The following is a 25,643-nucleotide window of genomic DNA, read 5'->3' as shown; positions in this document are numbered from 1 at the left end:
GTTATGTCACGCAGCGAACGCAATACTCGCCTGATTCCTCAGTAATGCCTGTCTAATGCTGACTTGGTGCTCGCGTCCTGCTTATCTGACGCCTCGCCTGATGCTCACGTATAACCGCGCCGCTCGCGCCACGCCGCCGGCCAGATGCCCTGCTTGCCCGGCGCGAGAATGCCGTTGGGGTCGAGCGCGTCCTTGATCGTTTCCGACAGCCGCAGCAACGCGCCGTCGTTGAAGCTGTATTGCGCGGCGGCGAAATCCATATACGCGAGATGCGCGCGATATTGGCCGTAACCGGCCGCGCGCGCATCGCTCATTAGCGAGCGCAACAACGCGCTGGCCTGCTCGACCTGGCTTGCATCGTCGCGATCGAAGATTGCCGCAAAAATGTGATGCAGATGACGCACGCCCGCCGTAAAGCCGCCGTAGTAATCGAAGCCATATTCGGCCGCGCGCGCCTTCACCATGAAGTATTGGCGCAGCGCATCGCGCCCGGTCGCGGGACACACCGGCGCGAAGTCCACGTGCGCGCCCGCGCCGCCGCGCCAGTCGAGCATGCGAAACGCGCTCATCGCAGGGATGCCGGCGAGATTGCGGTCGCCGCCTGCGGTGGGCTGTGCATCGCCCGCATAACGCCTGGCGAAAAACCGCGCGTGCGGCACGTGTGCGAATGCGCGCTGCACGATCGCGTAGCGCGCGTCGATCAGTTCGAGCGTACCGTACAACGCGAAATGCAGATTCCATCGGCCGACGTTCAGCTTGTCGAGCATCGCGGCAACCGCGCTTTCGGGCATCGCGCCAAGGCCGTCGTACCATTGCGCGCGTGCCGACAATCCGGCTGCGCGGCGCAAGCCGCCTTCGATCACCGCCTGGTTGCGGATCGTTTCGTCGAGCCGCAACGGCCGCAATATATCGACGATAGCCTCGAGATCGGTTTCATCGTGAAACTGGATTTCACCGAGCAGATACGCGGGCGGCGCGGGCATCAGCCAGACGCCGAGCTTGGTGACGATGCCGTAGTTCGACTGCATGAACATTGCGTCGAACGAAGGTCCGTAACCGGGCTGGTAAAGCTGCCATGCGGTGCTCGTGTCGATTGCGCCCATCCCGGTTCGCAACACGTCGCCGCTGGCCAGCACCACTTCCATCCCGCATTGCGTGGCCGCATGATCGCCGTATGGCGTGTAGCCGAAGCCGCGTTCGAGCGTATTGCCGACCACGCTGCCCCAGCCCGCCGCCGGCGGATCGACCCACAGCCTGTAGCCCTTGTCGCGCAAGTGCGCATGCAGATCGAAGTAGCTCACGCCGGGTTCGACGAGCGCGTAGGCGAGCGTCTCGTTGACTTCGACGATGCGGTTCATCCTCTGCAGATCGAGTACGACCGAACCAGTCAGACGCGGCGCGGCGCCGCCGTACGCGAAATTGCGCCCCGTAGAGACGGTCCACAATGGAATGCGGTATTGATTCGCCACGCGCAGCACCGCGCGAATTTCATCGACGGATGCGGGCAGCAGCGCGGCGCTCGCTGCGAACGCCTCGCGCTCGCCCGGCGCGAACGGATCGAGATAGGCGGAGAGACCGGCCGCCGAGTTGACGACGTGCGGCTCGCCGACAATCGACCGCCAGGCGGCGAGCGCGCGGTCGAACTGCGCGGCGGAGACTTTCGGCGGCAGGTTGCGAATCAAGAAGTCTCCTTCAGAGGCGAAATGGCTCGCGCCCGTTTGTTCGTGCACTCGCCGACGCCTGGTGCGTCAGCGCGGCGCGCGTGACATGCGCGACGAGCCACCGTGGACACAGCCGTCGGATACAGCAAGCATCGCGCAAAGCAGCAGCGAGCGCTACTGCCACGCTTCGGGCTTGCCGCCGAGCGCACTGCACACGTCGACGGCAATCGAGCGCAGCTTGCCCTCCGCAATCGGTCCCGACAGCGCGTAACCCATGCCGTCGCTGATCCAGTAGAAGGTGCGCCGGTTGCCGTCGCGCAGCAGGCGAAACGCGGTCTCGTCACGCGCAGTGCCGGTCACGTATAGCGTGAGCCGCGCGCCGGTGCGGTTCTCGTACATGAACTGCGCGGCCGGCCCCGCTTCGCCGGGCAGTAGACGGCCGCCCACGAGCGAATAGCCGTACTCCTGTAGCGACGGCACCGAAAGCGGCCGGTTCAGGCGTTTGGAGAGCCAGTTGATCAGATGCTCTTCTTCGTTCGCCGCGACTTCCACTGGATGCCGCCGCTCCGGCGTATAGACTGCATACGCGACGTCAGCGCGTTCGGCGAAGCTCGGCGCCTGCGCACCGAGACCGCTCCACGCGCCGCCAGTCAACCGCGGCGCGAGCGGTCCCAGCGCGAGCGCGAGGCCCGCGCCCACTGCGAGCCAGCATGCGGCCATTCCCATTCGCCGCCACCACGGCGTGCGCGCTCGCAGCACGATGACGGCAGGTTCATCGGCGTCATGTGCTGCGCGTGCGGTGGATTCGGCGTGGTTCTCGGGCGCGCGATGCGTGTTTTCGCGCGGCACGCCGCACAAGACCCGCAGCGCAGCTTTTTGCGCGCGCCAGGCGGCGACGCGCACAGCGGCTTGCGGATGCGCGTCGAGCAGCATCGCGATGCGTTCGCGTTCCGCGTCCGACACCTCACCGTCGACAAACGCCGACAGCCCTCGCAGGTCCACCCCGTCGGGCAAGCTGGAATCGTAGTCGTTATTCATCGCGGGTTTCTCACTACTTTCAGCGGCGGCACCTTGTGCGCCGGCCCCTGAGCGGGTTCTTCCAGCAACACGCGCAGATGTTCGCGCGCGCGCGACAGACGCGACATCACCGTGCCGACCGGCACGCCAAGCGCCTTCGAAGTCTCCTGATAAGTCAGTTCCTCCACGCAGACGAGCAACAGCACCTCGCGCTGTTCGACCGGGAGGCAATACAGCGCGCGCTGAAGATCGCGCAGCACGAGACCGTCGACCTCGCGCGGCGGCGCTTCGAGATTGCGCCAGGGGGCGCTTTCTTCGTCGACGGCGATCTCGCGGCGGCCGCGTAGCTGATCGATATAAAGATGCCGCAGGATGGTGAGCAGCCACGCGCGCAGGTTGCTGTTGGGCCGGAATGCCGCCCAGCGCGCGAGCGCGCGCTCCGCCGTATCCTGTACCAGGTCGTCGGCCCATGCGCGGTCACCCGTCAGCGCGCGCGCATAGCGGCGCAGCTGCGGGAGCCACGAGATCACTTCGGCTTCAAAACTCACCCGGTGCGCGGCGTTCAGTAGCCGCCGCCGCTGCCGCTGCCACCGTTGGTACTGGACGCGCTGTTGTCGGCCGTGGACGTGCAGGCGCTGGTGGCGAGCGAGCCCAACGCGAGCGTGAACAGCATGATCGTGACGCTGAGAATGCGAGCTGCTTTCATGTGAGTCTCCTTTGTCGACCAGAGTTGGTGCTTTAGCTGTCGGTGGGAGTTGGTGCTTTAGCACTTACTCCCACCCCATGCAAAGCACCTACTCTGGTCCCATGCAAGGCGGTCGACCAGAGTTGGTGCTGTAGCTGTCGGTGGGAGTTGGTGCTTTAGCACTTACTCCCACCTCATGCAAAGCGCCTACTCTGGTCCCATGCAAGGCGGTCGACCAGAGTTGGTGCTTTACCACCCGACCACCATCCCTGACTAAACGCTGCCGACCGGCGATTTATTCCCCAGTGCCGCCTCTCCTGCCAGCTTTTTCCGCCATCGGCACAGCGAAGCGCGACCTGTGGCCGAAGAAGCCGTGCGCTGGCCGGCGGATTTCGTAACTCAACGTTACAGCCAATAGTTATCAGGTGCTTATGTCAGCGCAAGCCGTTATAGTGAACGCAGTTCGCCCACCGCGCGTTCTGCCCCCACACAGGGTAGAATCGCGGCGAACAACCGTCTTTCTAACCTGAATTGTCCAATGGCTTCCGCAGAATCGCATCCGCAAAACGACTTCATGAACGCTGCGCGCAAAGAACGAAAGCGCGTTGAGATCTATCTTGTCAACGGCATTCGCCTGACAGGGTGCATCGAGTCGTTCGATCAGTACCTGGTGATGCTGCGCACGCCGGTCGGCCTGCAAGGCATCTATAAGCGTGCTATCTCGACGGTCCAGCTCGATACCGGAACCCGTCCGGCTCCGCGCGCGGGCCGTCCGTCGCATGGCGAACACACCACGCGCGGGCCGCACGGCTCGCGTGAGCCGCGCGAGCATCGGGAACCGCGTGAACCGCGCGAATCGTACGGTGCGCCATCGTCCGACCGGCCCACGACCGAGCGCGGCAGCGCGTCGGACGCCCCCGTCGTCGTGACGCGCCGCCGGCGCCTGTTCGGCACGGGTGGCGACGGCGGCAACCACGGCAATCACGGTGGCGGCGGCAGCAACGGCGGCCACGCATAAACGGCAACCGGGCGCCCGCGCGGCGCCGGTTACTCCGTCAGAGCAGCGAGCCGTTGCAGAATTTTCTCCACCCTCGCCACCTGTTGTTCTGTTAGCTCAAACCTGCATTTGACCGCCAACACGCGACGCCGCCAGTAGCCGGGGTCCAGCATCCGTTGTGCCGGTTGCTTCGTCGCCCATTCCAGATGCTCCAACTCTGCCTCCACCACGTGTGAAGCGTTGAAACGCTTTGGGCGCAACGGTTTTCTGTTCATGGTTTTGGTTGCCTCGTGGTTCGCGGCTTCGTTAGCCGATTACGTTTGCGGTCCTCCCAGGCCGGAGATTGCAGGTTCGCGGCAGGCTGGCCGACCGAACGGTCCACGCGAGCGGTCAGTGATTGTTTTTTCCGCGCTGCGTTCCTGCGACACTCGGAAAACGAGCCCATACACTCACGTTTCAAACTCTTTTTCAATGTTTGGGCTCGCGCGGCCGGCGCCGATGCGCGCGCTCCCGAACGAATGCCGACGTGTGCGCCCTATGCCATGCGGCCAATGACGCCGGTGCGGCCTTTGCGCTATGCTCAATCGTCGACTTAGTTCAGAGGGAGCCTGTCATGACGAGCAAGAAGCACAGTGCGTCGCCATCCGCGGGAAAGCAGCCGGAGCCGGAAATCGACTCGATCGATAGCCGTCTCGATGAGGCGCTGGAAGAGAGCTTCCCTGCAAGCGACCCGATCGCGGTCCATGAGAACCAGCCGCATCGGGCGTCGGAAAAGGATCAGCCGGTGGAGAAAAAGAAGCCGCGCTAGCCCCGCTGCGCGAAGTGAACCGCACGCTGAAGAAGCCAGGCGGTAAGCAGGCGCGCGATTGGCGCGAAGGGGAATGCTGTCCGGCCGATGCGTCGTGTCACCAGGCCGGGCGGCGTTCGGGCGCCGTTGCGCCCGGCTCTGGATTGGGCCGTCAGACGGCCTGGCTCAGTGAACGGGCAAGCCGCTTTCGAGTTGCCGCTGAAGTTCGCGCACCTGGCGCTGGGCCGCACGCAGTTGGTCCTGCGCGGAAGCCTTCTGCTGAGCGAGCGCCACCGCTTCTGCGCGCGTCTGCTGCTGCTGGTTCGCCACAATGGTCTGCTGCTGGCGGGCAACGTCGAGATCGGCTTGCAGACGGTTCGCGCGGTTCTGCGATAACGCAATCATACGTTCGGTGAACGCCTTCTGCGCCTCGAGTTGCGTGCGGCGAATTTCAACGTCCGACAGTTGCACCGTCTGGCGCACGAAATCGCGATAGATCATTTGGGCGCGCGCCGCGTCCTGAGTCTTGATCACGCGCCAGAAGTTCTTCTGCTGGAACAACGCCACGTAGTACGTCATCTCCTTGCCGTGGAACAGCAAGCTGGTTCCATAGCTGCCGTTGTACGTGGTGCGCAATTCGCTGAGTTCGGAGCCCTTGATCATCTGCTGCAATTCCGCGACGTTCCCCGCAGCGGATTGCTTTGCTTCGTCAGGCGTGAGTGCGGAGGTCTGAACTTGTGTCTGCGCCGGCAGCGGTGTGGCCGGCAGCGCGGTTGTCGTACCCGCTTGGGCAACCACACCCGATGTTCCATTGTTCTCAGGCTGAGCCTGAGCGCATGCGCCTTGTGCTACCCCCAACGCCATGATCGCGCCGACGGCGATCTGTCGCAGTTTCGACTTTCGGTCCATGTAATTCCTGCTTCGACAGTTTTTGTTTTAGTTCCCAATCGTCTCATTATTACTCACTTTCGCGGGCCTCGGGTTCTTCGTCGAAAATTTGGTACTTACGCATTTTCTCCCACAGAACCTTGCGGCTGATGCCCAGATAGAGCGCCGTGTCCTGACGCCGCCAGCTGTTCGCATCGAGCGCGGCAATCACGCGGCTGCGCTCGGCCATGTCCCATTTGCTGCGGTCCACCAGTACATCGGCCGCGCTCCCGGCCGGGACCGGCTGGGTCGTGCGGGCGAGCGCGAGCAGACGCTGCAGGCGTGCGGCATCCCACGCGCCGATCTGGCGTACCGTCACGCCGATCCGCTCGGCCAGGTTGCGCAGCTCGCGCACGTTGCCGGGAAAATATGTATCCGCGACGGCGTCCGCGAGCCAGTACGGCAAATCGGGAAGATCCGGGAGACGGTCCGCGCCCACCACCTGCGCAATGAACGCCTTGAAGATCGCGATCTTGTCGACCGCGCCCCGCTCCTCGAGCGACGGAATCTTGAGCTCGATCACCGCGAGCCGGTAATAGAGATCCGCGCGGAACGTGCCGTCCTTCACGAGTTGCGGCAAATGCTTGTTGGTCGCCGCCACCAGCCGGAAGTCGAGCTTGACGGGCGTCGCCGAGCCGATTCGCGTGACGGCGCTGTCTTCGAGCACGCGCAGCAGCTTGACCTGCTGGTAAAGCGGCAGATCGCCGATTTCGTCGAGGAACAGCGTGCCGCCGTCAGCCTGCTCGAAATAGCCCTTGTGCGCGACGACCGCGCCGGTGAACGAGCCCTTCGAGTGCCCGAAAAACAGCGACTCGAACAGCCCGTCCGGAATCGCGCCGCAATTCACCGCGACGAACGGGCCCTTGCCATAGCGGCCATGTTTTTCATGCAGCAGTTGCGCAATGCGCTCCTTGCCGACGCCGGTCTCGCCGTGCACGAGCACGCTCGTGTCGCAGTCGGCGAAGGTGTCGACTTCGTGCAGCAACGCCTGCATGCACTCCGAGTTCGCGATCATCGCGTCCGACTCGTGCGTCTTCGCGCTGTGCGCACGCATTTGCAGCACCAGCTTCGTCACCATGCCGCGCAGTTCGGCGCAGGTGAAATCGAGCGGCAGAACGTGCGAATACTCAGCCGGATACATGGAAGGGTCGTGGTCGCGCGGCGCGGCGCCGACCCACACGACCGGAATACCTTGCGCGGCCTGCCAGTCGCGCAGAATCAGCGCGCCGCTGTCGATCACCGAAACGCTGATGATCGCAAGCGACGGACGCAGCGCGGTGCGCTCGGGCGAAACCGCAATGTCGTCCGCGCGGATCACTTCGACGTCGAAGCTTGCCATGCAGCGCGCGACCCGGTCGACGATGTCGGCCTTGCCCTCCCAGACGTAGATATCGAGTTCCTCGATTTTGGTGGTGGTTCTCATGGTCGCCGAATCAATAAACCAGTTGTGCCTGACCGCAGGCAAGTCCGAGGTCGTGAACCGTGCTGACGCCGACCTGCACGCCGAGGAGCTGCAGGAGCGGAACGAGAAGCAGGTCGAGCGAATTGAGCACGGGCGTGAGCAAAGCAGCGAGCCCGGTGAAGAGCGGCCCGGCGAGGGCCGTGACGTCTAAACCAAGCGCCGTCGCATGCATCGAACCTGCAAGGCCGCTCGCGAGCTGGCTAACGAGACCGCCTGCCGCCGAGCCAAGGCCGTTGGTGTCGGTGCTTTGATAGTCGTCGCTGTCGCCAGTCACGTTGTTGAATTTGAAGACGGTCTGTTGCTGTGCCTGAAAAGTCGCAGTGAAACCGCTCGCCGGCGAGTTGCCGACCGACACATCGATCGCGTTCAGACTGATCAGCGGCATGCTGACCGAGGTCAATTGCGCCGGTTGCGAGCAGCTTGCCGGCCCCGTGGTGTTCGTCAAATTACTGGATGCATCGCCGCTCACGCACAGCGTCGTAAGGCCCGGCTTCGCCGAGACCCAGCTATAGCTGGTGGATTTTTGCGTCGAGCATTGCGTGCTTTGGAGATCGGCGGTGCCCTGCGCGACTTCGAGGTAAATCGGCAGATTCAGTGCGCTGATATTGACGAGCGACGGAATGCTGACGTTGAGCAGCTTGACGTTCAGATACAGCCGGATGGTCGCCGAATGCGCGCTGGTGCGGGGCTTGCCGTTTGCGTCAGTGCCGGCCTCGCCGACCGCGATCACCGGCGGTTGCAGGACCCGCGCCTGCGCCGTCACGCTCGCGAGCGGACCCAGGTTCAGCGCGGTGCCGAGGTTCACAGCCGCCGAGCCATGTGCGATCTCGGCCGCGACCATCAGCGCGTCGAGCGCATTGACGGTGGCCGATGCCGCCGCTTCCGGATTGGCGAGGCCAATCGCCAGCAAACCGCTCGTGCCCGTCTTGTCGCCGAGGTTGATGCTCGTCGAACCCGTCGACGCGCTCGCGATCGTCTGCAGCCCGTTGATCGCACTCACGCTCGCGCTCGCCAGATTGCCCTGACCGAGCGCGGTGGCCATAGCGCTGGCAAGTTGCCCAACCGTCACTTGCGCCTTTAGCAATTGCGACATCGAGGCGACGCCCAATGCGGCCGCCAGATCGGACAGCTTCACCTGCGCGGTCGCGAGCCCCTGATATGACGCGACGTCGAGACTCAGGTTGGTGTTGAGCAAACCGTTCAGCACTCCATTGACGAGACCGCCCGACAAACTCGCAATCGACGTGGTCAGCGAAAAAGAGCGAATGTTGGTGGCCTGCGCGACGGCGCTCGCCGTCAGATTGCGCGTCTGGCCGATCAGAAACAGAAACGGCACTGGCCGGCCGACCACCACTTGCAACGCGTTGAGCGGCGCGCCCGACGCGACGAAATACGAACCGCCCGCGTTGGCCGACGGGTCCCACCGTCCGCAGGTGGTCTGGACGATGCCGTCGGCTGGCAGGCCATTGGCGGTGGCGTTCAGTTGCGCGGTACTGGTCGCCGTCGCGCAGCCGCCCGCGCTGCCGATGAGTTGCACGCCTGCTGACGCGGCGAGATCGGCGGTGCGCTGCAAATCGCGACGCGCGTAATAGAAGTGGCCGATATCCACCGCGCCGAGCGCGATGATCGCGAGGCTCACCCACACCGCGGCCAGCAATGCGATCGCGCCGCGCTGGCTGCGGCGTGCGCCGACAGTGCAGCAACGACGCATGCGCATCGGTCGAACGCATCGCGAATCGCGGCGAGTGGGAACGCGTAGTGGCATATCAGTTCTGCGGCGCTTGTCCGGTCATGCCGGCGGCCTGTCCGCCGCCGCTGCCCTGGCTCAGCGCCGAGCCGTACAGATCGGGAATCCGCGACCTGAACGACTGCATGTAGCGCGCATAGGCGAGCCCCGCCTCTTCGCCGAGCATCGGCTGCGGGGTTGCGGCTTGCGCGTTGCCGCGTTGAAGGTCGAGCCATGCCGAGGTCGAGTGGCCGACCTCGCTGCGCTCGACCGGCGGCTGACCAGTTGCCGCGGACTGCGCGCCTGCGCTGGCTGGTCTGCCGCCTGCCAGCGCGAGCACCAGCGCGGACATCAGCGCGCGCGCCGCAAGCCGCCTGCGTACCCCTTTGTGTTCCGTGTTTTTCATGCTGCCCCCGCGGCTGTGCCGCCTGTCATTGTGCGAACCGTTGCAGCACGCGCGGCGCCGGTTCCATCATGTTCTGCGTACTCGCGACGGTGCCCGCCGGCGCGGCTTGCAAGCTTCGCGGAGCAGACATGCCTGCCGCCCCCGAATGCGGCGCGCCGCTCTCGGCGGCGGCGACTTTCGCCGCGTCGCTGCGGATTGCCGCGCGCACGTCGACTGCGAGCTTTTGCTGATTCATGAGCGTCTGCGCGTCGGTGACCTGGCCGCTCGCCAGCAGAAAGAGCGCAACATTGCTGACGATTTTCGGATTGGCCGAATCCAGTTGCGCCGCTTTCATCAACGGTACGCGTGCGCCGGCAACATCGCCCGCACGCAGGCGCGCGTAGCCGAGATCGGAGAGCACGACCGGATCGGTGGGCGCGAGTTGCGCCGCTTGTTGCAACTCGGCTGCCGCGCGTCCGAACTCGCCCTGCGCGCCGGCGAGCAACCCAAGCCCGCGATGACCGCGCGACGCAAGCGGCGTCTGCAACAACTGGGCATAGGCGGACGCGCTCGCCTCGGGCTGGTCGGTCATACGCAGCGCGTCCGCGCGCAGCAGGATCGAATCGGGCGTGACGCCGTACTGTTTCTCGTACGCATCGATATGTGCGAGCGACGCGAAGTAGAGCCCTTGCGACTGCATCCGGTCTATCAGCCCCAGATACATGCCCGGCGTGTCGGGCGCGGGATCGCGATTGGCCTCGCGCAGCATCGCCTGGCGCTCCGCTTGCGGACCGACGCCATAGCCCGACTCCTTCGACGCGCATGCGCCCAGCAGTCCGAGCGCCAACGCCGCGCAGACGCAACATGTCGCATGCGTGAAAAACTTCGGTGTCTTGATCAATCTCATCGCCGTTTCCTTTACCGATGCATCGCCTTGAGCGAGTGAGATACCGACAACACGCCCGGGCCCGCCGTGACGATCATCAGCGCGGGAAGCAGAGTCAGGATCATCACGCCGGTCATCTTCACCGTCATCCGGCCAATCCGTTCGCGCAGCATCGCGCGGCGCGTTTCGCGCAGCCGGTCGCCGAACTGCTTGAGCGGTTCCTGTACCGCACCGCCGTGGCGGTCCACCTGGATCAGCAGGCGCACCACCGCGCGCAAGTCTTCGTTGCCGAAGCTCGATGCAAGCCGCGACAGCGACTGCTCGCGCGTGCGCCCGGCGGCGAACTGGCGCTGCGCGATCTCGAGTTCGCTCGACAGCACCGGCAATACGCCGCGAAAATCGTTGACGATTACCTGAAGGCTTTGATCCAACGAGAGCCCGACGCCCTGGAGCAGCCGCAACAGATCGACGAGCATCGGCAGTTCGTCGACGACGGCGCTGCGGCGCGCCGCCGCGCGACGGCGCAACACCACCTTCGGCAGCATTACGCCGCATACCAAAGCGGCGATCACAAGCAGCGGATAGCGCGGGCCGCCGACATACGTGTGTCCGAGCGCACCGGCCGCGAGCGGCAGCAGGATCGCGCCGGCAATCCGCGCGATGAGGAAAAGTCCGCGCGCGCGGGCATTCACGAAGCCGCACTGTTCGAGGAGTTGCCGATCTTCCTGCGCCACGATCTGCCGCCCGACCGACGTGTCGAGGCAACGCGTGCCGGCATTCGCGCATCTTTCGAGGAAGCCCTTCATTCCGCCCGCGCGCATCCCGTTTGGCGCGGCGCTGCGCGAGGCCGACGCGCTCAGTCCATTCGCCCCATTCGCCCCGTTCGCTCCATTCACCGCATTGGACGCGTTCGCCGCATTCGACACGTTTGCTGCACCAGCCGCAGTCGACGCACTGCGCGCGCTTGTCGCATTGGACGCATAGCCCGCAGCCGCCGCGCGGCCCGCGTGACCCGTGTGACCCGCATTCACACCGTTTGCCGCATCGCCCGCGTCTTGCATGCCGCGCGACGTCGCAGCAACCGCGCTTTGCAGCGCGCGCGCGTCGAGTGCATGTGCGAGCGTGCGAGCGCTGCGGCGCGCGGCGGCAAGACGCGCGATCAGCAACCCCGCAAGCAGCAGCGACGCAGCCGCGGCGAGAGCGAGCGCAAGCGCGATGAGTTCGGTCGGCTGCATCGTCATGCCTTTAGCCGGGCAAGCCGGTAGAGCAGATAAGCACCCGTCAATTGCAGTGCGAACGCGAGATAAAGAAGCTGGCGGCCGCCCGGATCGAACCACATCGAGCCGAAGTAACGCGGGTTCGTCAGAATCAGAAAGCCGCCGATGCCGACCGGCAGCATACCCAGCACCCACGACGAGAGCCGCGTCTCCGATGACATCGCGATGAGTTCACGCTGCGCCTGCTCGAGATCTCGCATGAACGACGACATGCGGTCGAGCATCACGTCGGCGCGTCCGCCGTACTTGACGGACAGCCGCAGCACCGCGCCCACCAGTTCCAGTTCGCGCGCGCCGTACAGCACCGCGACGTGGGACAGCGCGCGGTCGATCTCGACGCCCGATCTCAGCATCCGCGAAACGTGATCGAGGCATTCGCGCAGCGGCGCCTCGGTGGTTTGCAGCGACGCCTGAAACGCGGCGGGTACGCTGTTGCCGAGCGTGATCAGGCGCACGATGCCGTCGAGAAACGACGGCAGTTGCCTCACGATCGCCTGGCGGCGCCGGCTTGCCCGCATCGACATCATGAAGTAAAGGAACACCGCGCAGCCGAACAGCGTGACGCAGGCGGCAAGCATCCCGCCCTGGCTGCCGGCCACGAGACATAAGCTTGCGACGACGGCGGCAACGACCAGCAGCGACGCCCGCGCGTTGCGCAAACCGGCGCGGTTGAGCATCGCGCCGATCGCGTAGCGCGCGCGTGCGCTCAGATAGCGCATATGGACGTGCCACCCTGCGTCGGCCGCCGGCGCTTGCGGCGCGAACGCCACGCCGGGCGCAGCGCGGCGCGCGGAAGCGGATGCCGCCGCGGCGCCACCGCCCGGCCCGAATGCGAGACCCGAAGCACCGCGCGGCGCGCCTGCGGCACCCATCGCGGCACCCATCGCGGCGCTCGGCGCGGCGCTCATCCGGCTATCGATGAAGCGCTCGGCGCTCACCTGCTCCTTGCGTCGTGCGCCGCGCTGCAGGATCAGCAGCGCGCCCGCCGCGCAGACGAGCGCGAGCGCGGCAACGATCAAGGCCGCGCTAGACATTGAAGCCGCCACCGAAGCCGCCGCCGCTACTGAAACCGCCGCCGCCGAAGCCTCCATCGCCCGCGTTGACCGCCCCGCCGAGCGGCTGGCGGAAGCGCGCGAGCTTCGGCGAATGCGGATGAATGCCGAGCGAAACCCATCGATCGAGCTCTTCGCCGTCCGCCGACAGCACCGGCTCGTAGCGGTAAAGCTCCTGCGTCGCGATGATGTTGTCGGAGAGTCCGGTCACTTCGGTGATCGACAGGATGCGGCGGCGTCCATTCGAGAGCCGCCCGATCTGCACGATGAAGTCGATCGCGTTGGCAATCTGCCGGCGCAGGCTCGATTCCGTGCCCTGAAAGCCCGCGAAACCCGCCAGCATTTCGAGCCGGTACAGGCACTCGCGCGGCGAGCTTGCGTGGACCGTTCCCATCGAACCGTCGTGGCCCGTGTTCATCGCCTGGAGCATTTCCAGCACTTCGCCACCACGCACTTCGCCGACGATGATGCGGTCGGGCCGCATCCGCAGCGTATTGCGCAACAGATCGCGGATCGTGACGACGCCGGCGCCGTCGAAGCCGCCCGGACGGCTTTCGAGCCGCACCACATGCGGATGGTTCAGCGACAATTCGGCCGTGTCCTCGATCGTCACGACGCGCTCCGGCTCGGGGATATGAAACGCCAGCGCGTTGAGCAGCGATGTTTTGCCCGAACTCGTTCCGCCCGACACCAGCACGTTGCAGCGCGCCTCGACCGCCGCTTCGAGCAGCGCGCCGATTTCGGGACTGTAGGTGCCGTTGCCGAGCAGATCGTCGGGGCGCAACGGGTCCTTGCGGAATTTGCGGATCGAGACGATCGGGCCGTCGATCGACAACGGTTCGATCACGACGTTCACGCGCCCGCCGTTGGGCAGGCGCGCGTCGACCATCGGATTCGATTCGTCCAGACGCCGCCCGATCGGCGCGAGAATGCGCCGCACGATGCGCAACAGGTGCGGGTTGTCGGCGAAACGCACCGGTATCTTCGTCAGGATGCCGTGGCGCGATACGTACACATCGTTGTAGCCGTTGATGAGAATGTCCTCGACGGCGGGATCGTTGAGCAGATCCTCGATCGGGCCAAAGCCCGCGAGTTCTTTCGTCAACGCCTCGGCGATTGCGCGAACCTCCGCCTCGTTGATCGGAATGCGCCGCAGCCGCACGAAGCTGTCCATTTCCAGATCGACGAACTGATTGATCGCGTTACGCGACCAGCGGCCGAACTCCGAGCCCAGCTCCTCGATACGCGTGAGCAGATGTTCGTGCGCGGCGTTCTTGATGTCCTGGAACTGCTGGCTTTGCGCGAACGACGGCGCGTTGTCGGCGAATTCGATCTCTTTTGCCATCGTCTATGACCGTCTGGAGGAAGTAGGAATAAAGCGCTTGAGCGCACCTAATGCGGACTTGCCGCGCACCGGCGCGCTCGCGTGGGCAGGACCGGCAAGCCGCTCGATCAAGGATTCGAGCGCGCGGATGTAGGGGTCGCGCGCGCCGGCGTCGGCGAGCAGCAGGCCCTGGTTCGCCGTTTGCCCAAGCGCGACGCGCCGGTCCGGCAAGCTCGCGACGAGCGGGATGTCGAGGCGCTGCGCGATCTGCGGGGCCGCGAGGCCGAGATCGGCATCGAACTTGTTCACGATCAGTTTGACGTTGGCCGTATCGGCGCCCGCTTCGCGCAATGCTTCGAGCACGCCGACCGCCGACACGATGGACGCGACGCCCTGATCGCAGACGAGCCACGCTTCGTCGGAAGACTGCACGACGTGCGCGATAAACTCCATGTTCGAAAAGCCGCCGAGATCCACGATCTGCTGGTCGAAAAACGCCCGCAGCCGGTTGAGCAGACTGATCGACGACGAGTACGAAATCTCGCGCATGTCGGCGAGATTGGGCGGCAGTGTCGTGAACGCGAGGCCGCTCGCGTGATGCGACAGCGCCGTGTGCACGAAGGTCTGATCGAAGCGCCGCAGATTGCGCACGGCTTCGACGAAATGAAAATCGCTGCGCGTGTTGAGCATCAGCAGACCGTCACCAGCCGGCAAGCCGAGGTCGAGCAGCGCCGCCTGCCTGCCCTGTTGCGCGTCGCGTCTTTGCAGCATGACCGCCAGATTCGTCGCGAGCGTGCTCACGCCCATGCCGACGCGCGCGCCGAGCAGTGCGGTCACGCGGCCGTGCCGGCTCACCGGTTCGACGAGATTGTCGAGCACCTGCTGGGTGATGCGCAGCGCGTCGGCGGCGGGCGCCGACAGATCGATGAAGTCGCGCACGCCTGCGCGCAACGCGGCGAGCGCGCTTTCGGGCTCCGCCAGCGAACCGATCGCCACGATCTGCAAGCCGGGGTACTGCGTGCGCACGGCGCTCGTCGCCGCGCTCGCCGCCGCGCCGCGTCCGCCCGAGAAGTCGACGAAGACGAGCGAGGGATTGAGCGTCGCGATACGCTGCGTGAGCATCGACGGATCGAGCGTCACCGCTTCGACCGCCCCGGCCGTGAGCAACGTCTGCGAAAGCCAATGCACATGCTCGTCGGCGAGCGACGCGAACATGAAGTAGTCGGTGACGGATCTCTCAGTCAATGAGTGCGTTCTTGCGTTCATCAGGCCCATCCTCTTGCGGCATCGGCGCAAACACCCCTGCCTCTGCCTTGCGTTGCCCGCTGCGGCATACCTGCGACGCAAGGGGGTCTACCTCCCGACGACAACACCTATGCACGAGCCAACCCGGCGCCGGTCCGCGCGCGTTCATTTCGAAAATCCCGGCGCCGCGTCGCGCGCCGCCACGCCGCCTAACAGCGAGCGCCACACCGGTGCGTTGCGCTGTTCGGCCTGCTCGCCCGGCGTGGCGGGCAAGGTCGCGCCCTTCGCGAGCGGCGACACCAGATGCGGCGTCACGATGATCACCAGTTCCTTGTCGTTCTGCTGATAGTTGAGCTGCTTGAAGAACGCGCCGATCACCGGCAGATCGCCGAGCAGCGGCACCTTGGCCACGTTCGACATCGTTTCGCGGTCGATCAGCCCGCCGATCACGAAGCTTTCGCCATCGCCGAGTTCGACCGTCGTATCGGTGCGGCGCGTGGTGATCGCGGGCACCGACACGCCGCTGATCGTCACCGCGTTCGCGAAGTCGAGCTGGCTCGCCTCCGGCGCAACCTTCAATGCGATGCGCTGCGGGCTGAGCACCGTGGGCGTGAGCGTGAGCCCGACGCCGTACGGCTTGTATTCGATCGACGTAGTGCCGAGGCCCTGCGGAATCGGCACGGGAATCTCTCCGCCCGCGAGAAAGCTCGCGCTCTGTCCGGACAGCGCGACGAGCGTCGGCTCCGCGAGAATCCGCGCGAGATTGTTGCTCTCCATCAGGCTCAGGTCAGCGAACAATCCGTGGGTGGCCGAGTTGAACACGAGGTTGAACGCCGACGAAATCGGCGCCACCGAAGCAAACGATGCCGCCGCGCCATAGGTCGCCGAGGTGAGCGCCGACGGCGCGAACGAGCCGAACGTGAAACCGTTGTTCTGCTTCAGAATGTTCAGACCGACCTGCTTGAGCACCGTACGGCTGAACTCCACCACGCGCACATCGACTTGCACGACCGAGCGCGTCGCGATCGTCGAGATGTCGTAGACCTGCGCGCCGCCGCTCGCTCCACCGGTGCCGCCCGCCGTGCCCGCGACATCGCCGCCTTTGCCGCGCGAGTAGTTCGCATTGACCGGCGGGCCGCCGTTCGCTGCGCCGCCGAGCGCGGCACGCTGATGCGCGTCGACGTTGGCGGCGGCCACTGCGCGCTGATGCACTTCCATCGTCGGCGCGGTGCCCGAAATCAGCGCGGTCTCGCCGAGCACGTTGACCGAAGGCGTGCCGGGCCCCAGCAAGGTCTTCGCCGCCGCCGAGCTCACGTTCACAACATAAGACAGCGGTGTGTCCTTGCCCTGCTCCCACAACATCACGTTCGTGCTGCCCGGCGACTTGCCGATCAGCAGTACGCCGCCCGTCTTGTCACCCTTGATGATGAGTACGTCCGCGACGCTCGGATCGCCGATGGCAACGCGCCGCAGCGTATGACCGCTCGCGAGCGGCTGCTGTGAGCCGACCACCACGTCGATCTGCTGAGCAGCCCCCTCCGCAAGGCTTGCGGACGACGCGGCCATCGACGAGCCGCACAGCAGCGCCGTTATTCCGTACTCGAAAATGCGTTTGTTCATTTTTTATGGACGCGCTGGCCGCGCGCTCCCTCAGACCGCTATCGGGCGACCGTTTCGGCGCGCCCACCCCGTATCACTTCGATTCCGCCGCCCGCGTGGCCCGCGGCCCCGCCAACGGCCGGGGCCAGGCGCGGCGCAGCCGGTGTGCGCGGCGCGGCGCGGCCCGCGCCGCCAGACAACGCGTCGAGCGAAACGCCGGCCGCCGCGCGTGTCGAATCCTGCAGCGGCGCGGCGCCGCCCGCTTGAGTCGCGGTCTTGAGCACGGCAGGCAGCGGCGTGAATGCGCCCGCGTCGATTATTTCGGGATCCTTCGGATTGCGCAGCGCGAACACTAGCCGTCCGGATGTCTCGGCAAGCGTGAGGCGGTCGACGTCCGCGACCGGCACTGCCAGCACCGCGGTGCGCACCATTGCGTTCGGATCTCCGGACGTGTCGCCGGTGGCTGTTGCATTGCCGAACGCGAGCACGCGCAGCTTCGACAGCAGAAGACGCGCCTGGGTATGCTCGATCTCGCCGCTGCTGCCCATATTGCCGTCGCGCTTGAGCGTGAAGAACACGTCGACGAAATTTCCCGGCCGCAAGCGGTTGCCGACCGCGTTCGATTCCTCGACGCGCACCGCCAATGCACGCTCGCCGGGCTCGATCCGCTCCGCGAGTCCCGACGACAGTTGTTCCTCGAGCACGGGCGACTCCGCGCCGATGTCGGCTGCCGGCACCCGGCCGGCAACCAGCGACGGATCGGCGAATGCGCCGTTCGGATTGATCGGCAACGGCTGCACGCGCAGCGCGTCCGCGGCGATTGGCTTGCCCGCGGGCAGCGTGCGGGTGGCCACGACAACCGGGAAGACCGCTTGCCTGACGGACGCCACGGGCGCCGGCGCGGGCCGGCGCAACAGCGTCACGGCAAACAGGCCTAGCAACAGTGCGAGGGCGATCAGCGCGCCGGCAGCGATGCGGGTCAGCTTCAGCATGATGTCCCGCGCCACGGACCGCATCCGGCGAGGCGCCCCGAATGCGCGGGTGAGCGAGTTGCACCTGGCGGGACTGGAGCGTGTGCGTAAGTCAAAGTATGTTCACCGGATTGAGTTGCACCGTGGCGGTACTGGTCAGGTTGTCGGGCAGCACGAGTCCGAGCAGAGGCAGGTTGGGAATAAGCGGATGCGCCGCGTAGTCATAAGTCAACGTCACGCCGATGCACGTCATGGACGGCTGGTAGCTGCATGCGGCGGGCGCCGTCTGGCATGTGGCCGTACTGATCATTTGCGCGACCATATTGGTTGCCGTCGTGCACGCAGCCGCGGCACGCAGGTTGACGGCGGCGGTGACGTCATTCGCTTTCTGATAATTGAGTGCGGCGCGCGCGCCCTCTTCGCTCGCAAGCGTGAGACTCTGCTGCGCGACGAAGATCAGACTGAATGTCACGATCGCGTAGAACACGCAGAAAAAAAGCGGAAACACGAGCGCGAATTCGATGGCAGTGACGCCGCGTTGCATGCGCATTGTGCGTGTCGCGTGTGGAACATGCATCGCATGCATCACGCGTGTCGCGCGTTTCACGTGGCATGTGTGCTCTGCACGGCGCGGAACTGGCGGCCTGTGCGCGAGTGGCGGACGCAGGCTCATCGGGCGGCTCCTAGAACGACCTGCGTGACGAGCCATACGGTCAACGGCACGGTGAGACATGCGGCAAACGGCGTCGAGCGCCGGCCTGCCAGTTCGAACGTCGGCGAGCGGCGTTCAAGCAGCGCGGCCACACGCGTGCGGGCGGCGACGAGCACCCACACCGCATGCAGCCCGGCGACGACGCTCGCCACGGCCCATAACCCGAGCAGCGCATGGACGCCGCACCACGCGCCGAGTACGGCGAACACCTTGACGTCCGCCGCGCCCATCACGCCGATTGCGAAAAACGGCAACAACGCGACGAGACCGACAGCCGCGCCGGCCGCAGCCCGACTCGCGGCAATGCCGAACGGGCTAATGCCGAGTAAGGCGCACGTAAACGCCGTTATCAAACCGATAACGACAAGTGCATTGGAAATACGCCGGCTGCGGTAATCGCAAATTGCGACCCACGCACACCAGACCAGGAATATAAAAAGCGCGATGGATACTTGCATGTCGGACTCGATAGGCGAATAAATCCATTCGGACAGCAATTGCAGTCCGAGTACGGCCTATCAGGCAGGATCTTTACGGCGAATAAATCGCGTGTGGCTAAATGAATTAACAATTCGCTAGCAGCTTGCGTTACTCGCCGAGACCTGCACCGTTTTCTATTTCGGCAAAAGCCCGGCGACCGTCTGAAATGCCGCATTGAGCTGCGTACCCAGACCCTGCACAGTCGAGCCAATAACGACGACGATAAGGCCCGCAATGAGGCCATATTCCAGCGCTGTAACGCCCCGGTTATCTCTCAGAAAGCTTGTGGTGAACTTTTTCATTGTTACCCTCGGTCTTTGATTTATTCATCTTTCTGTGTGCCGCAGCCGGCGGCGAACCTCGCACGCATGGCGCCCGTGGGTCTCTCGTTCCCAGTATTGCCTACTGCATTGCAGCAGCCCGGCGTTGCCGCGGTCTTCGATAAAACGGATGTCTCATGAGCTGTCTGTTCGATAACCCACCTCCCTCGTGTATCCGTCGAACTTCCGCGTTTTATAGCCGAACAAACTTATTTAAGCAATTGTTCTGTTCCCGAGACTTCTGCGCGCGTCTGCTCTTCTCGTGCACATAGGTTAACGGCGGTTCGTGCGTTGCAGCACATAGTATTAACCATAATTTTGAATCGATGCACTAATTATCCGTTTGAACGGGACGTTTCAATCGCGCGTCGGCGCCACGTTCGCTCGCGTTACGGCGAAATGCGTAACGGCGCGCGCGGTCCGTTACGTTACGCATGCATCGAAAATGCGCCGCAGGCCCGTTTTTTTGTGCGCCTTCTCATTTAGCGCACGCTCCATCAAATTCCGCCGCGCCTTATTGCTTAAGGCGCTGCGGCGCGCCTTTGAAAATTCCTCGCTATTGATCAGTTCAAATGGCACGGGTCCTGCAGAGAAAGCTCGCAGCAGCAACCAGACAACACATGCGATGCGAGGGCGACATGAACATTCAAACAATCGACACGGCCAACACCACGTTGCGGGCAACCCTGATTGCGGCCAGTGTGGCGGCAATGCTTTCTCTCGGCGCCTGCGGAGGCTCCGGGAGCCTCAGTTCAGGCACCGGTAGCAATGGCAGCGGTTCGGCCGGCGGCACGTTATCGACGACCGGCGGCAGCGGCTCGATGGGCTCGGCCGGTTCGGGCAGCGCCGGCTCCGGCGGCACAACGAACGCCGATACGAATACCAATGCGAACCCCGGTACGCACACCGACCCCGGAACGAATCCCGGCACGACACCGGTGGCAAACGCAATCGGCACTGTCGCGGGCAACACCGGTGGCGTGGTCGGCGACGTCGGCTCGACCGTCACCGGCATCGGCACGGTAATCGGCTCCCAGCCGCTGCCTGGTGTGAGCTCGCAAACCACCCAGGCCGCGGGCGGCATCGTGCAGGAAGTCGGCTCGACCGTGTCGACGCTCGGCAGCGGCGTGACGCAGGGACTCGGGCAGCTCGGCACCGGCGGCAATGCGCTCGGCACGACGGTGTCGAGCGTCGGCGGCGCCGTGGGACATGCCGGCGCCGCTGTGACAGACGCGGGCAGCCTCGTGACAGGCCTCGGCAGCGGCCCGCTGGCTCCTCTGTCGGCGATCACGACGCCGCTCGGCGGCGCGGTGACGACCATCGGCGGAGCCGTTACCAACGGCGGCAGCATGCTCGCCACGGCGCTATCGACAGGTCCGGTTCAGCAAGTCACGCAAACGCTCACCGCGATCACGCCGATCACGTCGATGGTCGCGGCGACCACGCAGACAGTCGGCAATACGACCGGCCTCGGAGCGCCGGTCAATACATTGCTGTCGACGCTTGGCGCGGGACTCGGCCAGGCCGGCGCGCTGTTGAGCGCGACGGGCGGCAATCCTGTCACGACCGCGCTCGGACGTACCGTGACGGATACCGGAACGACGATCGCTTCCGTTGGCGGGTTAGTGACGGGCGGCACCGGCGGAAACCCGCTCGCCCCGCTGACAAGCGCATTGGGCGGGCTGACGGGAGGCGCCGGCAGCGGCCCGCTGGCACCTGTGACCGGCCTGCTGGGTGGCCTGAGCGGAGGCACAGGCAGTGGCCCGCTGGCACCGGTCACCGGCGTGCTCGGCGGGCTCGCGGGAGGCACAGGCAGTGGCCCGCTCGGTCCGGTTACCGGTCTGCTCGGCGGCTTGACCGGCGCCGTCGGCGGCGCATCGAGCGGCGCCAGTCCGCTCGGGCCCGTTACCGGTGTTCTTTCCAGCGTGACGAGCGGGTTGAGCAGCGCGGCGGGCGGCAGCAGCGGCCCGCTCGCTCCCGTCACCGGCTTGTTGTCGACGGTCACGAGTGCGATCGGTAGCGTCACGGCGCCCGCTGCGGCGGCAACGTCGAGCGCGCCGGGCACCGTCACCGCAGGGGTGTCGCTCACGGCGAACTCGGGCAACGCTACGACGAACAATCCGCTTGCGCCTGTGACCTCGCTGGTCGGCGGGCTGCTCGGTGGGTTGTCGAAGAAGTAGGCGCACTCGCTCGCGAAACGGAACGCGTGTTGGAGCGCGTGTTGGAACGCGTGTTGGAACGCGTGTTGGAACGCGTATCCAAGCGCATATCGCAACACGCGATGGAACACGCGCCGCGCTGCGAGACGTGCGATAAGCACGCGATCAACGCAGATCGGCGCGTCCCGCGGGCCCCGCCAGGCCGCGTTCCATCCCGGGCCTGAGGCTGCTTCTGAGCCGCCTTGAGTACCCGGTCTGAGCGCGGCTTCGAACCCGGCTTTGAACCTGACTTTAAAAGCCGCTGAAAACGCGGCACACCGTCCGACATCCGTCGAAACGGTGCATTCGAACATCACACACGACGCCACGAGGCATTGAGGAGCACACATGTCCACGCACCACCTGTTTAACCGCCACACCACCGCGGCGACTTTCATATCGCTGCGCGCCCCGTTGATCGCAGTGGCCGTCGCAGGCTTACTCGCGGCGTGCGGCGGCAGCACCGTCAACTCGCCGCCGACGACATCCAGTACCGGAAGCGGCAGCGGCTCCGGCTCGTCGGGCAGCGGTGACGGCACGACCACCACCACTACCGGCACCTCGGGGGCAGTCACCAGCGCGGCGATGACGACCAACGACCTCGGCTCGGCGATCGCCGCACAGACCATCCCCGGCCTCAGTCCGCAAGTCACCCAAGGGCTCGGCGGCGCGGTGTCGGCGACCAGCACTACGCTGAACTCGCTCGCCGATGCGCTCAGCAGCGGCGTTGGCCAGATCGGCACTGCGTCGAACCCTGTCGGCACGACGGCGGCCGGTCTCGGCTCGGTGGTGAGTTCGACGAGCGGTGTCGTGCAAGGGCTCAGTACCGCCGTCGACGGCCTCGGCAGCGGCAATCTCGCGCCGCTGTCGCCGGTTACGACGCCGCTCGCCGGCGTCCTCTCGACCACCGCGAGCGCGTTGAACGCGGGCGGCGCGACGCTTGGCAATACGCTCGGCTCCGCACCCGTCCAACAGATCACGCAGCCGGTCAGCACCGCGATCACACCCCTTGTGACGACCGCCGGCCTCGTCACCCAGGCGGTCGGCACGCAGACGGGGCTCGGCGCTCCGATTGGCGGCGTGCTGGCTCAGGTCGGCGGCGCATTGAGTTCCGCCGGCTCGCAGGTGGGCTCGACGACCGGCAATCCCATTGGCGCCGATGTCGGTGCGTTGGTCGGCTCGCTCGGCAACTCCGTGATTAACGCCGGGGGCCTCGTCAATCAGAACGGCCCGAATGGCGCGCTGCCGATCCCGGGCCTGATTACGAGCCTCGTCGGCAGCACGAACCTGAGCGTGGTCAATGGAGCGCCGTCGAACGGCAGCCCGTTCGGCCCGCTGCAAGGCACGCTTGCAAGTCTCGGTCTCGGCGACAATCCGCTCGGTTCGGTGTCGACGCTGCTCGGCGGCACACCTCTCGCCGGTCTCAGTTCAGGACTGAGCGGCGCACCGCTCAGTTCGCTGACGTCAGCGCCGGGCGGCACAGGCAGCGCAGCAAGCCCGCTATCGCCGCTTAGCGGCGTGCTGTCCGGCGTCACCAGCGGTGCTGGTGGCGCCGCCGCAGGCGGCTCGGGCAGCAGCGGCCAGGCGCTCGGGCCGGTGACCGCTCTGCTCGGGCAACTGACGGGCACGCTGAGCTCAACGGCCGGCTCGGCCGGCTCAACCGGTTCGACGGGCGGCTCGAGCAGCCCGGCAAGCGGGCTGACGACGCTGCTCGGTGGCCTCGTGCCGGTAAATCATAAGTAGTCCGCATAAGCGGTATCGACGCGACGTGCATGGCATCGGCTGCGGGCGTCATCCGTTGTCCGCCACGCCGCGTCGTCGTGAGGCTTCCGGTATCGTTCGGCTCGACAGTCAGCTCGCTTGCGGCTGGGCGCTGTCGCATCCGCATTCAAGCTTCGCGGAGCAGATGACGTAATACAGGGTGGGACCGCAACACGCGTCCGGCCACACATAAGCGAGCGCAGTCAAGCGGCAAGGCCATGCCGCGCAAAGACAGACGCTCGTAAAACAAGACGGTGTACGAGGACAATCCGATGAAACTCGGGTACGACAGCACCTGGACCTTCGTGCTCGCGGCGATCGTGGCGAGCACACTGCAACCGCTCGCGCACGCGCAATCGCGTCCGGCCGGGGTGGCAGGCGGCAACCCGCTCGACTCGCTGCCGCAGATCAAGGCGCCCGACAAAGGCCCCAACGTCACGATGCAGATCGCGCCGCAGGCGCCTCAGTTGCAAGAGCTGCTTGCCCGCCATCTGACGCCGACGCGCGTACAGGTCGAAGGCGTCAAGTCGATCCCGTTCGACGACGTCGCGCAGCGCTTCACGCCGCTCGTGGGCAAGGACACGACCATCGGCGATCTGATCCAGGTGGCCAACGGCGTAACGAAGCTCTATCAGGACCGCGGCTTTGCGCTCTCGTTTGCGTTCATCCCGGCGCAGACGTTCGCGGACGGCGTCGTGCGCGTGACTGTGGTGGAAGGCTATGTGTCCGCGGTCAAGGTGACGGGCAAGGCCGGCGCGGTGGAAGACAAGATCCGCGCGATCGCCGATCACATCACTGCGGACCGTCCGCTGCGGCGCGCGACCTTCGAGCGCTATATCAACGTGCTGGGTCTGCTGCCCGGCGTGAAAGTCGCGGCGAATGTACCGCCGCCGCAGAACACGGACGGCGCGACCACGCTCGAGCTCAACGTGGATCGCAAGCCCTTCGACATCAGCATGGGCATCGACTTCAACCACCCCGGCGTGCAAGGCTTGCTCACCGCGACCGAGAATGGTCTCACCGCGCTCGGCGAGCAACTGAGCGTGTCGGCGCTCCTGCCGAAAGGCCGCGATAACGTCACTTATCTGGCCCCCCATGCGACCGTGCCGATCGGCAGCAACGGCCTGATTTCGAAGATCGATGCGTCGCACTATCGCGGCAATCCGACCGACAATCCCGGCTTGCCGTCGTACGTCGAACGCACGGTCATCAACGACAAGATTGGCGGCTCGCTCGCCTACCCGATCCTCCTGAGCAACACGCAGAGCGTGACCGGCACCGCCTCGGTCTATGCGTCGCACGACGAGGACCGTTATCACAACCAGCAGAACGGCGCGCAGATCGGCCTGCGCTCGCAGGTGCGTGTGATGCAGTTGCAGGCCGATTACACGAGTGTGCAGACCGGTCAGGTACGCCGGGCGAGTATCAACGTGGCGAAGGCCTTCGACATTCTGGGCGCGTCGAAGTCCGGCGATTCGAACGTGCCTGGCACGAGCGTCAGCAATCCGGCTTCGATCAATTTCGTGCGTACCGGTGCGAGTTTTTCGCAAACCAACGAGTGGCCATTGAAAATCGGCACGGCGATCTCGCTTACCGGACAGTACAGCCCGGTCTCTCTGCCGACCTCCGAGCAGATCGCCTTCGGGGCGCAGCGTTTCGCGCAGGGTTATCAGCCGGGCGAGGCATCCGGCGATTCGGGCTGGGGCGCGATGCTGGAGATCAACCGCGCGTTCACGCCGGGTTTCACGTACCTGCGCACTTTCACGCCGTATATTTCGTTCGATATGGCGCGCGTCTATCTGCATGCGGGGACGCCCTCGCCGTCGAGGCTTTCGTCGATCGCATTCGGCTTCCGGGTCAGCGACGCGAAATATTACAGCCTGGATCTGTCGGTGGCCAAAGCGGTCGGGGATGCCCCGGTGGAAAGCGCGTCGCGAAGTCCGCGCATCAACGCTACGTTTTCGTATCAGCTGAACTGAGCGCGGACGCGACGCGGCCCGACTAGAGGTTCCACTATCAAACGGTGCGCGCACTTTCGCGCACACTTCACGTATTCTGCGCTGACGTCATGAAGCGGCCACACGAGAGCCGCAAATCCGGCCGCGCGCCGCGAGCGTCAGGAGAACCCGGAAGCATCACGCGAGATCGCGAGCCTGACGGCTCGCAGTATT

The 25,643-nt window shown here is 65.4% G+C and carries 24 protein-coding genes; 5 read left to right on the top strand and 19 right to left on the bottom strand.

The features are described from left to right. Positions 1-104: 104 nt before the first annotated feature. The 4 genes from F759_RS0119720 to F759_RS43355 all read right to left on the bottom strand — a co-directional run bounded on the left by F759_RS0119720 (position 105) and on the right by F759_RS43355 (position 3,384). A complete protein-coding gene (locus tag F759_RS0119720; protein ID WP_027801399.1) occupies positions 105-1,682 on the bottom strand; it encodes an FAD-binding protein in 1,578 nt (525 codons plus the stop codon). A 153-nt stretch (positions 1,683-1,835) separates the two neighbouring features. Further along, positions 1,836-2,699 carry an anti-sigma factor gene (locus F759_RS0119715; protein WP_027801398.1) on the bottom strand — a complete coding sequence of 288 codons (864 nt, stop codon included), beginning with the start codon at positions 2,697-2,699 and terminating at the stop codon, positions 1,836-1,838. Next, on the bottom strand, positions 2,696-3,226 hold the full coding sequence (locus F759_RS0119710; protein ID WP_027801397.1) for a sigma-70 family RNA polymerase sigma factor: 531 nt from the start codon (positions 3,224-3,226) through the stop codon (positions 2,696-2,698). The genes F759_RS0119715 and F759_RS0119710 overlap by 4 nt, the downstream gene beginning before the upstream one ends. A 14-nt stretch (positions 3,227-3,240) precedes the next feature. Continuing rightward, on the bottom strand, positions 3,241-3,384 hold the full coding sequence (locus F759_RS43355; protein ID WP_167334029.1) for a hypothetical protein: 144 nt from the start codon (positions 3,382-3,384) through the stop codon (positions 3,241-3,243). A 517-nt stretch (positions 3,385-3,901) separates the two neighbouring features. On the opposite strand from F759_RS43355, the gene hfq reads away from it, so the two are divergent. After that, on the top strand, positions 3,902-4,381 hold the full coding sequence (gene hfq, locus F759_RS0119700; protein WP_027801396.1) for an RNA chaperone Hfq: 480 nt from the start codon (positions 3,902-3,904) through the stop codon (positions 4,379-4,381). A gap of 29 nt (positions 4,382-4,410) precedes the next feature. Here hfq and F759_RS0119695 read toward each other — a convergent pair whose 3' ends face one another. After that, on the bottom strand, positions 4,411-4,635 hold the full coding sequence (locus F759_RS0119695) for a hypothetical protein (protein ID WP_027801395.1): 225 nt from the start codon (positions 4,633-4,635) through the stop codon (positions 4,411-4,413). A 338-nt stretch (positions 4,636-4,973) separates the two neighbouring features. Here F759_RS0119695 and F759_RS0119690 point away from each other — a divergent pair, with 338 nt between their 5' ends. Further along, the gene (locus tag F759_RS0119690; RefSeq protein WP_027801394.1) at positions 4,974-5,168 is read left to right on the top strand and encodes a hypothetical protein; all 195 of its coding nucleotides are present in this window, start codon (positions 4,974-4,976) and stop codon (positions 5,166-5,168) included. Positions 5,169-5,333: 165 nt separating this feature from the next. Here the strand turns inward: F759_RS0119690 and F759_RS0119685 are convergent, their stop codons facing one another. From F759_RS0119685 to F759_RS0119620, 14 genes are all read right to left on the bottom strand, one after another. Next, positions 5,334-6,056 carry a DUF2968 domain-containing protein gene (locus F759_RS0119685; RefSeq protein ID WP_027801393.1) on the bottom strand — a complete coding sequence of 241 codons (723 nt, stop codon included), beginning with the start codon at positions 6,054-6,056 and terminating at the stop codon, positions 5,334-5,336. A 49-nt stretch (positions 6,057-6,105) separates the two neighbouring features. Beyond that, positions 6,106-7,497: a sigma 54-interacting transcriptional regulator gene (locus F759_RS0119680; RefSeq protein ID WP_027801392.1), complete on the bottom strand. Its 1,392-nt coding sequence runs from the start codon at positions 7,495-7,497 to the stop codon at positions 6,106-6,108. Positions 7,498-7,507: 10 nt separating this feature from the next. After that, positions 7,508-9,247 carry a TadG family pilus assembly protein gene (locus tag F759_RS0119675; protein WP_244438862.1) on the bottom strand — a complete coding sequence of 580 codons (1,740 nt, stop codon included), beginning with the start codon at positions 9,245-9,247 and terminating at the stop codon, positions 7,508-7,510. Between the two features lie 55 nt (positions 9,248-9,302). Continuing rightward, positions 9,303-9,668: a DUF3613 domain-containing protein gene (locus F759_RS0119670; protein WP_027801390.1), complete on the bottom strand. Its 366-nt coding sequence runs from the start codon at positions 9,666-9,668 to the stop codon at positions 9,303-9,305. Between the two features lie 25 nt (positions 9,669-9,693). After that, the gene (locus F759_RS0119665; protein WP_027801389.1) at positions 9,694-10,554 is read right to left on the bottom strand and encodes a tetratricopeptide repeat protein; all 861 of its coding nucleotides are present in this window, start codon (positions 10,552-10,554) and stop codon (positions 9,694-9,696) included. An 11-nt stretch (positions 10,555-10,565) separates the two neighbouring features. Then, a complete protein-coding gene (locus F759_RS0119660) occupies positions 10,566-11,768 on the bottom strand; it encodes a type II secretion system F family protein (RefSeq protein WP_027801388.1) in 1,203 nt (400 codons plus the stop codon). A gap of 2 nt (positions 11,769-11,770) precedes the next feature. Next, a complete protein-coding gene (locus F759_RS0119655; RefSeq protein WP_027801387.1) occupies positions 11,771-12,844 on the bottom strand; it encodes a type II secretion system F family protein in 1,074 nt (357 codons plus the stop codon). Beyond that, on the bottom strand, positions 12,837-14,207 hold the full coding sequence (locus tag F759_RS0119650) for a CpaF family protein (RefSeq protein ID WP_027801386.1): 1,371 nt from the start codon (positions 14,205-14,207) through the stop codon (positions 12,837-12,839). Before F759_RS0119650 ends, F759_RS0119655 begins: the two co-directional genes overlap by 8 nt. A gap of 3 nt (positions 14,208-14,210) precedes the next feature. Further along, a complete protein-coding gene (locus F759_RS0119645) occupies positions 14,211-15,452 on the bottom strand; it encodes a fimbrial protein (protein ID WP_027801385.1) in 1,242 nt (413 codons plus the stop codon). Between the two features lie 144 nt (positions 15,453-15,596). Next, complete coding sequence (locus F759_RS0119640; RefSeq protein WP_027801384.1) at positions 15,597-17,051, bottom strand: type II and III secretion system protein family protein; 1,455 nt, start codon at positions 17,049-17,051, stop codon at positions 15,597-15,599. Positions 17,052-17,089: 38 nt separating this feature from the next. Next, the gene (gene cpaB, locus F759_RS0119635) at positions 17,090-18,022 is read right to left on the bottom strand and encodes a Flp pilus assembly protein CpaB (RefSeq protein WP_027801383.1); all 933 of its coding nucleotides are present in this window, start codon (positions 18,020-18,022) and stop codon (positions 17,090-17,092) included. A gap of 91 nt (positions 18,023-18,113) precedes the next feature. Next, positions 18,114-18,587, bottom strand: a complete 474-nt coding sequence (locus F759_RS0119630) for a TadE/TadG family type IV pilus assembly protein (RefSeq protein ID WP_407668545.1) — start codon at positions 18,585-18,587, stop codon at positions 18,114-18,116. Positions 18,588-18,670: 83 nt separating this feature from the next. After that, entirely contained in the window at positions 18,671-19,171 is a 501-nt protein-coding gene (locus F759_RS0119625; RefSeq protein WP_027801381.1) for an A24 family peptidase, read from the bottom strand. 156 nt (positions 19,172-19,327) lie between these two features. Then, positions 19,328-19,495, bottom strand: a complete 168-nt coding sequence (locus tag F759_RS0119620) for a Flp family type IVb pilin (RefSeq protein ID WP_027801380.1) — start codon at positions 19,493-19,495, stop codon at positions 19,328-19,330. A 656-nt stretch (positions 19,496-20,151) separates the two neighbouring features. Here F759_RS0119620 and F759_RS0119610 point away from each other — a divergent pair. From F759_RS0119610 to F759_RS0119595, 3 genes are all read left to right on the top strand, one after another. Next, positions 20,152-21,693: a collagen-like triple helix repeat-containing protein gene (locus F759_RS0119610; RefSeq protein WP_027801379.1), complete on the top strand. Its 1,542-nt coding sequence runs from the start codon at positions 20,152-20,154 to the stop codon at positions 21,691-21,693. Between the two features lie 366 nt (positions 21,694-22,059). Next, a complete protein-coding gene (locus F759_RS0119605) occupies positions 22,060-23,454 on the top strand; it encodes a collagen-like triple helix repeat-containing protein (protein ID WP_027801378.1) in 1,395 nt (464 codons plus the stop codon). A 290-nt stretch (positions 23,455-23,744) separates the two neighbouring features. Continuing rightward, a complete protein-coding gene (locus tag F759_RS0119595; protein WP_027801377.1) occupies positions 23,745-25,451 on the top strand; it encodes a ShlB/FhaC/HecB family hemolysin secretion/activation protein in 1,707 nt (568 codons plus the stop codon). Positions 25,452-25,643 lie beyond the last annotated feature (192 nt).

Source organism: Paraburkholderia dilworthii (assembly GCF_000472525.1).
In the GTDB taxonomy this organism is placed as follows: domain Bacteria; phylum Pseudomonadota; class Gammaproteobacteria; order Burkholderiales; family Burkholderiaceae; genus Paraburkholderia; species Paraburkholderia dilworthii.
Note: the sequence above shows the minus strand (reverse complement) of the source record. Positions and strands in the feature narration are given on the sequence as shown.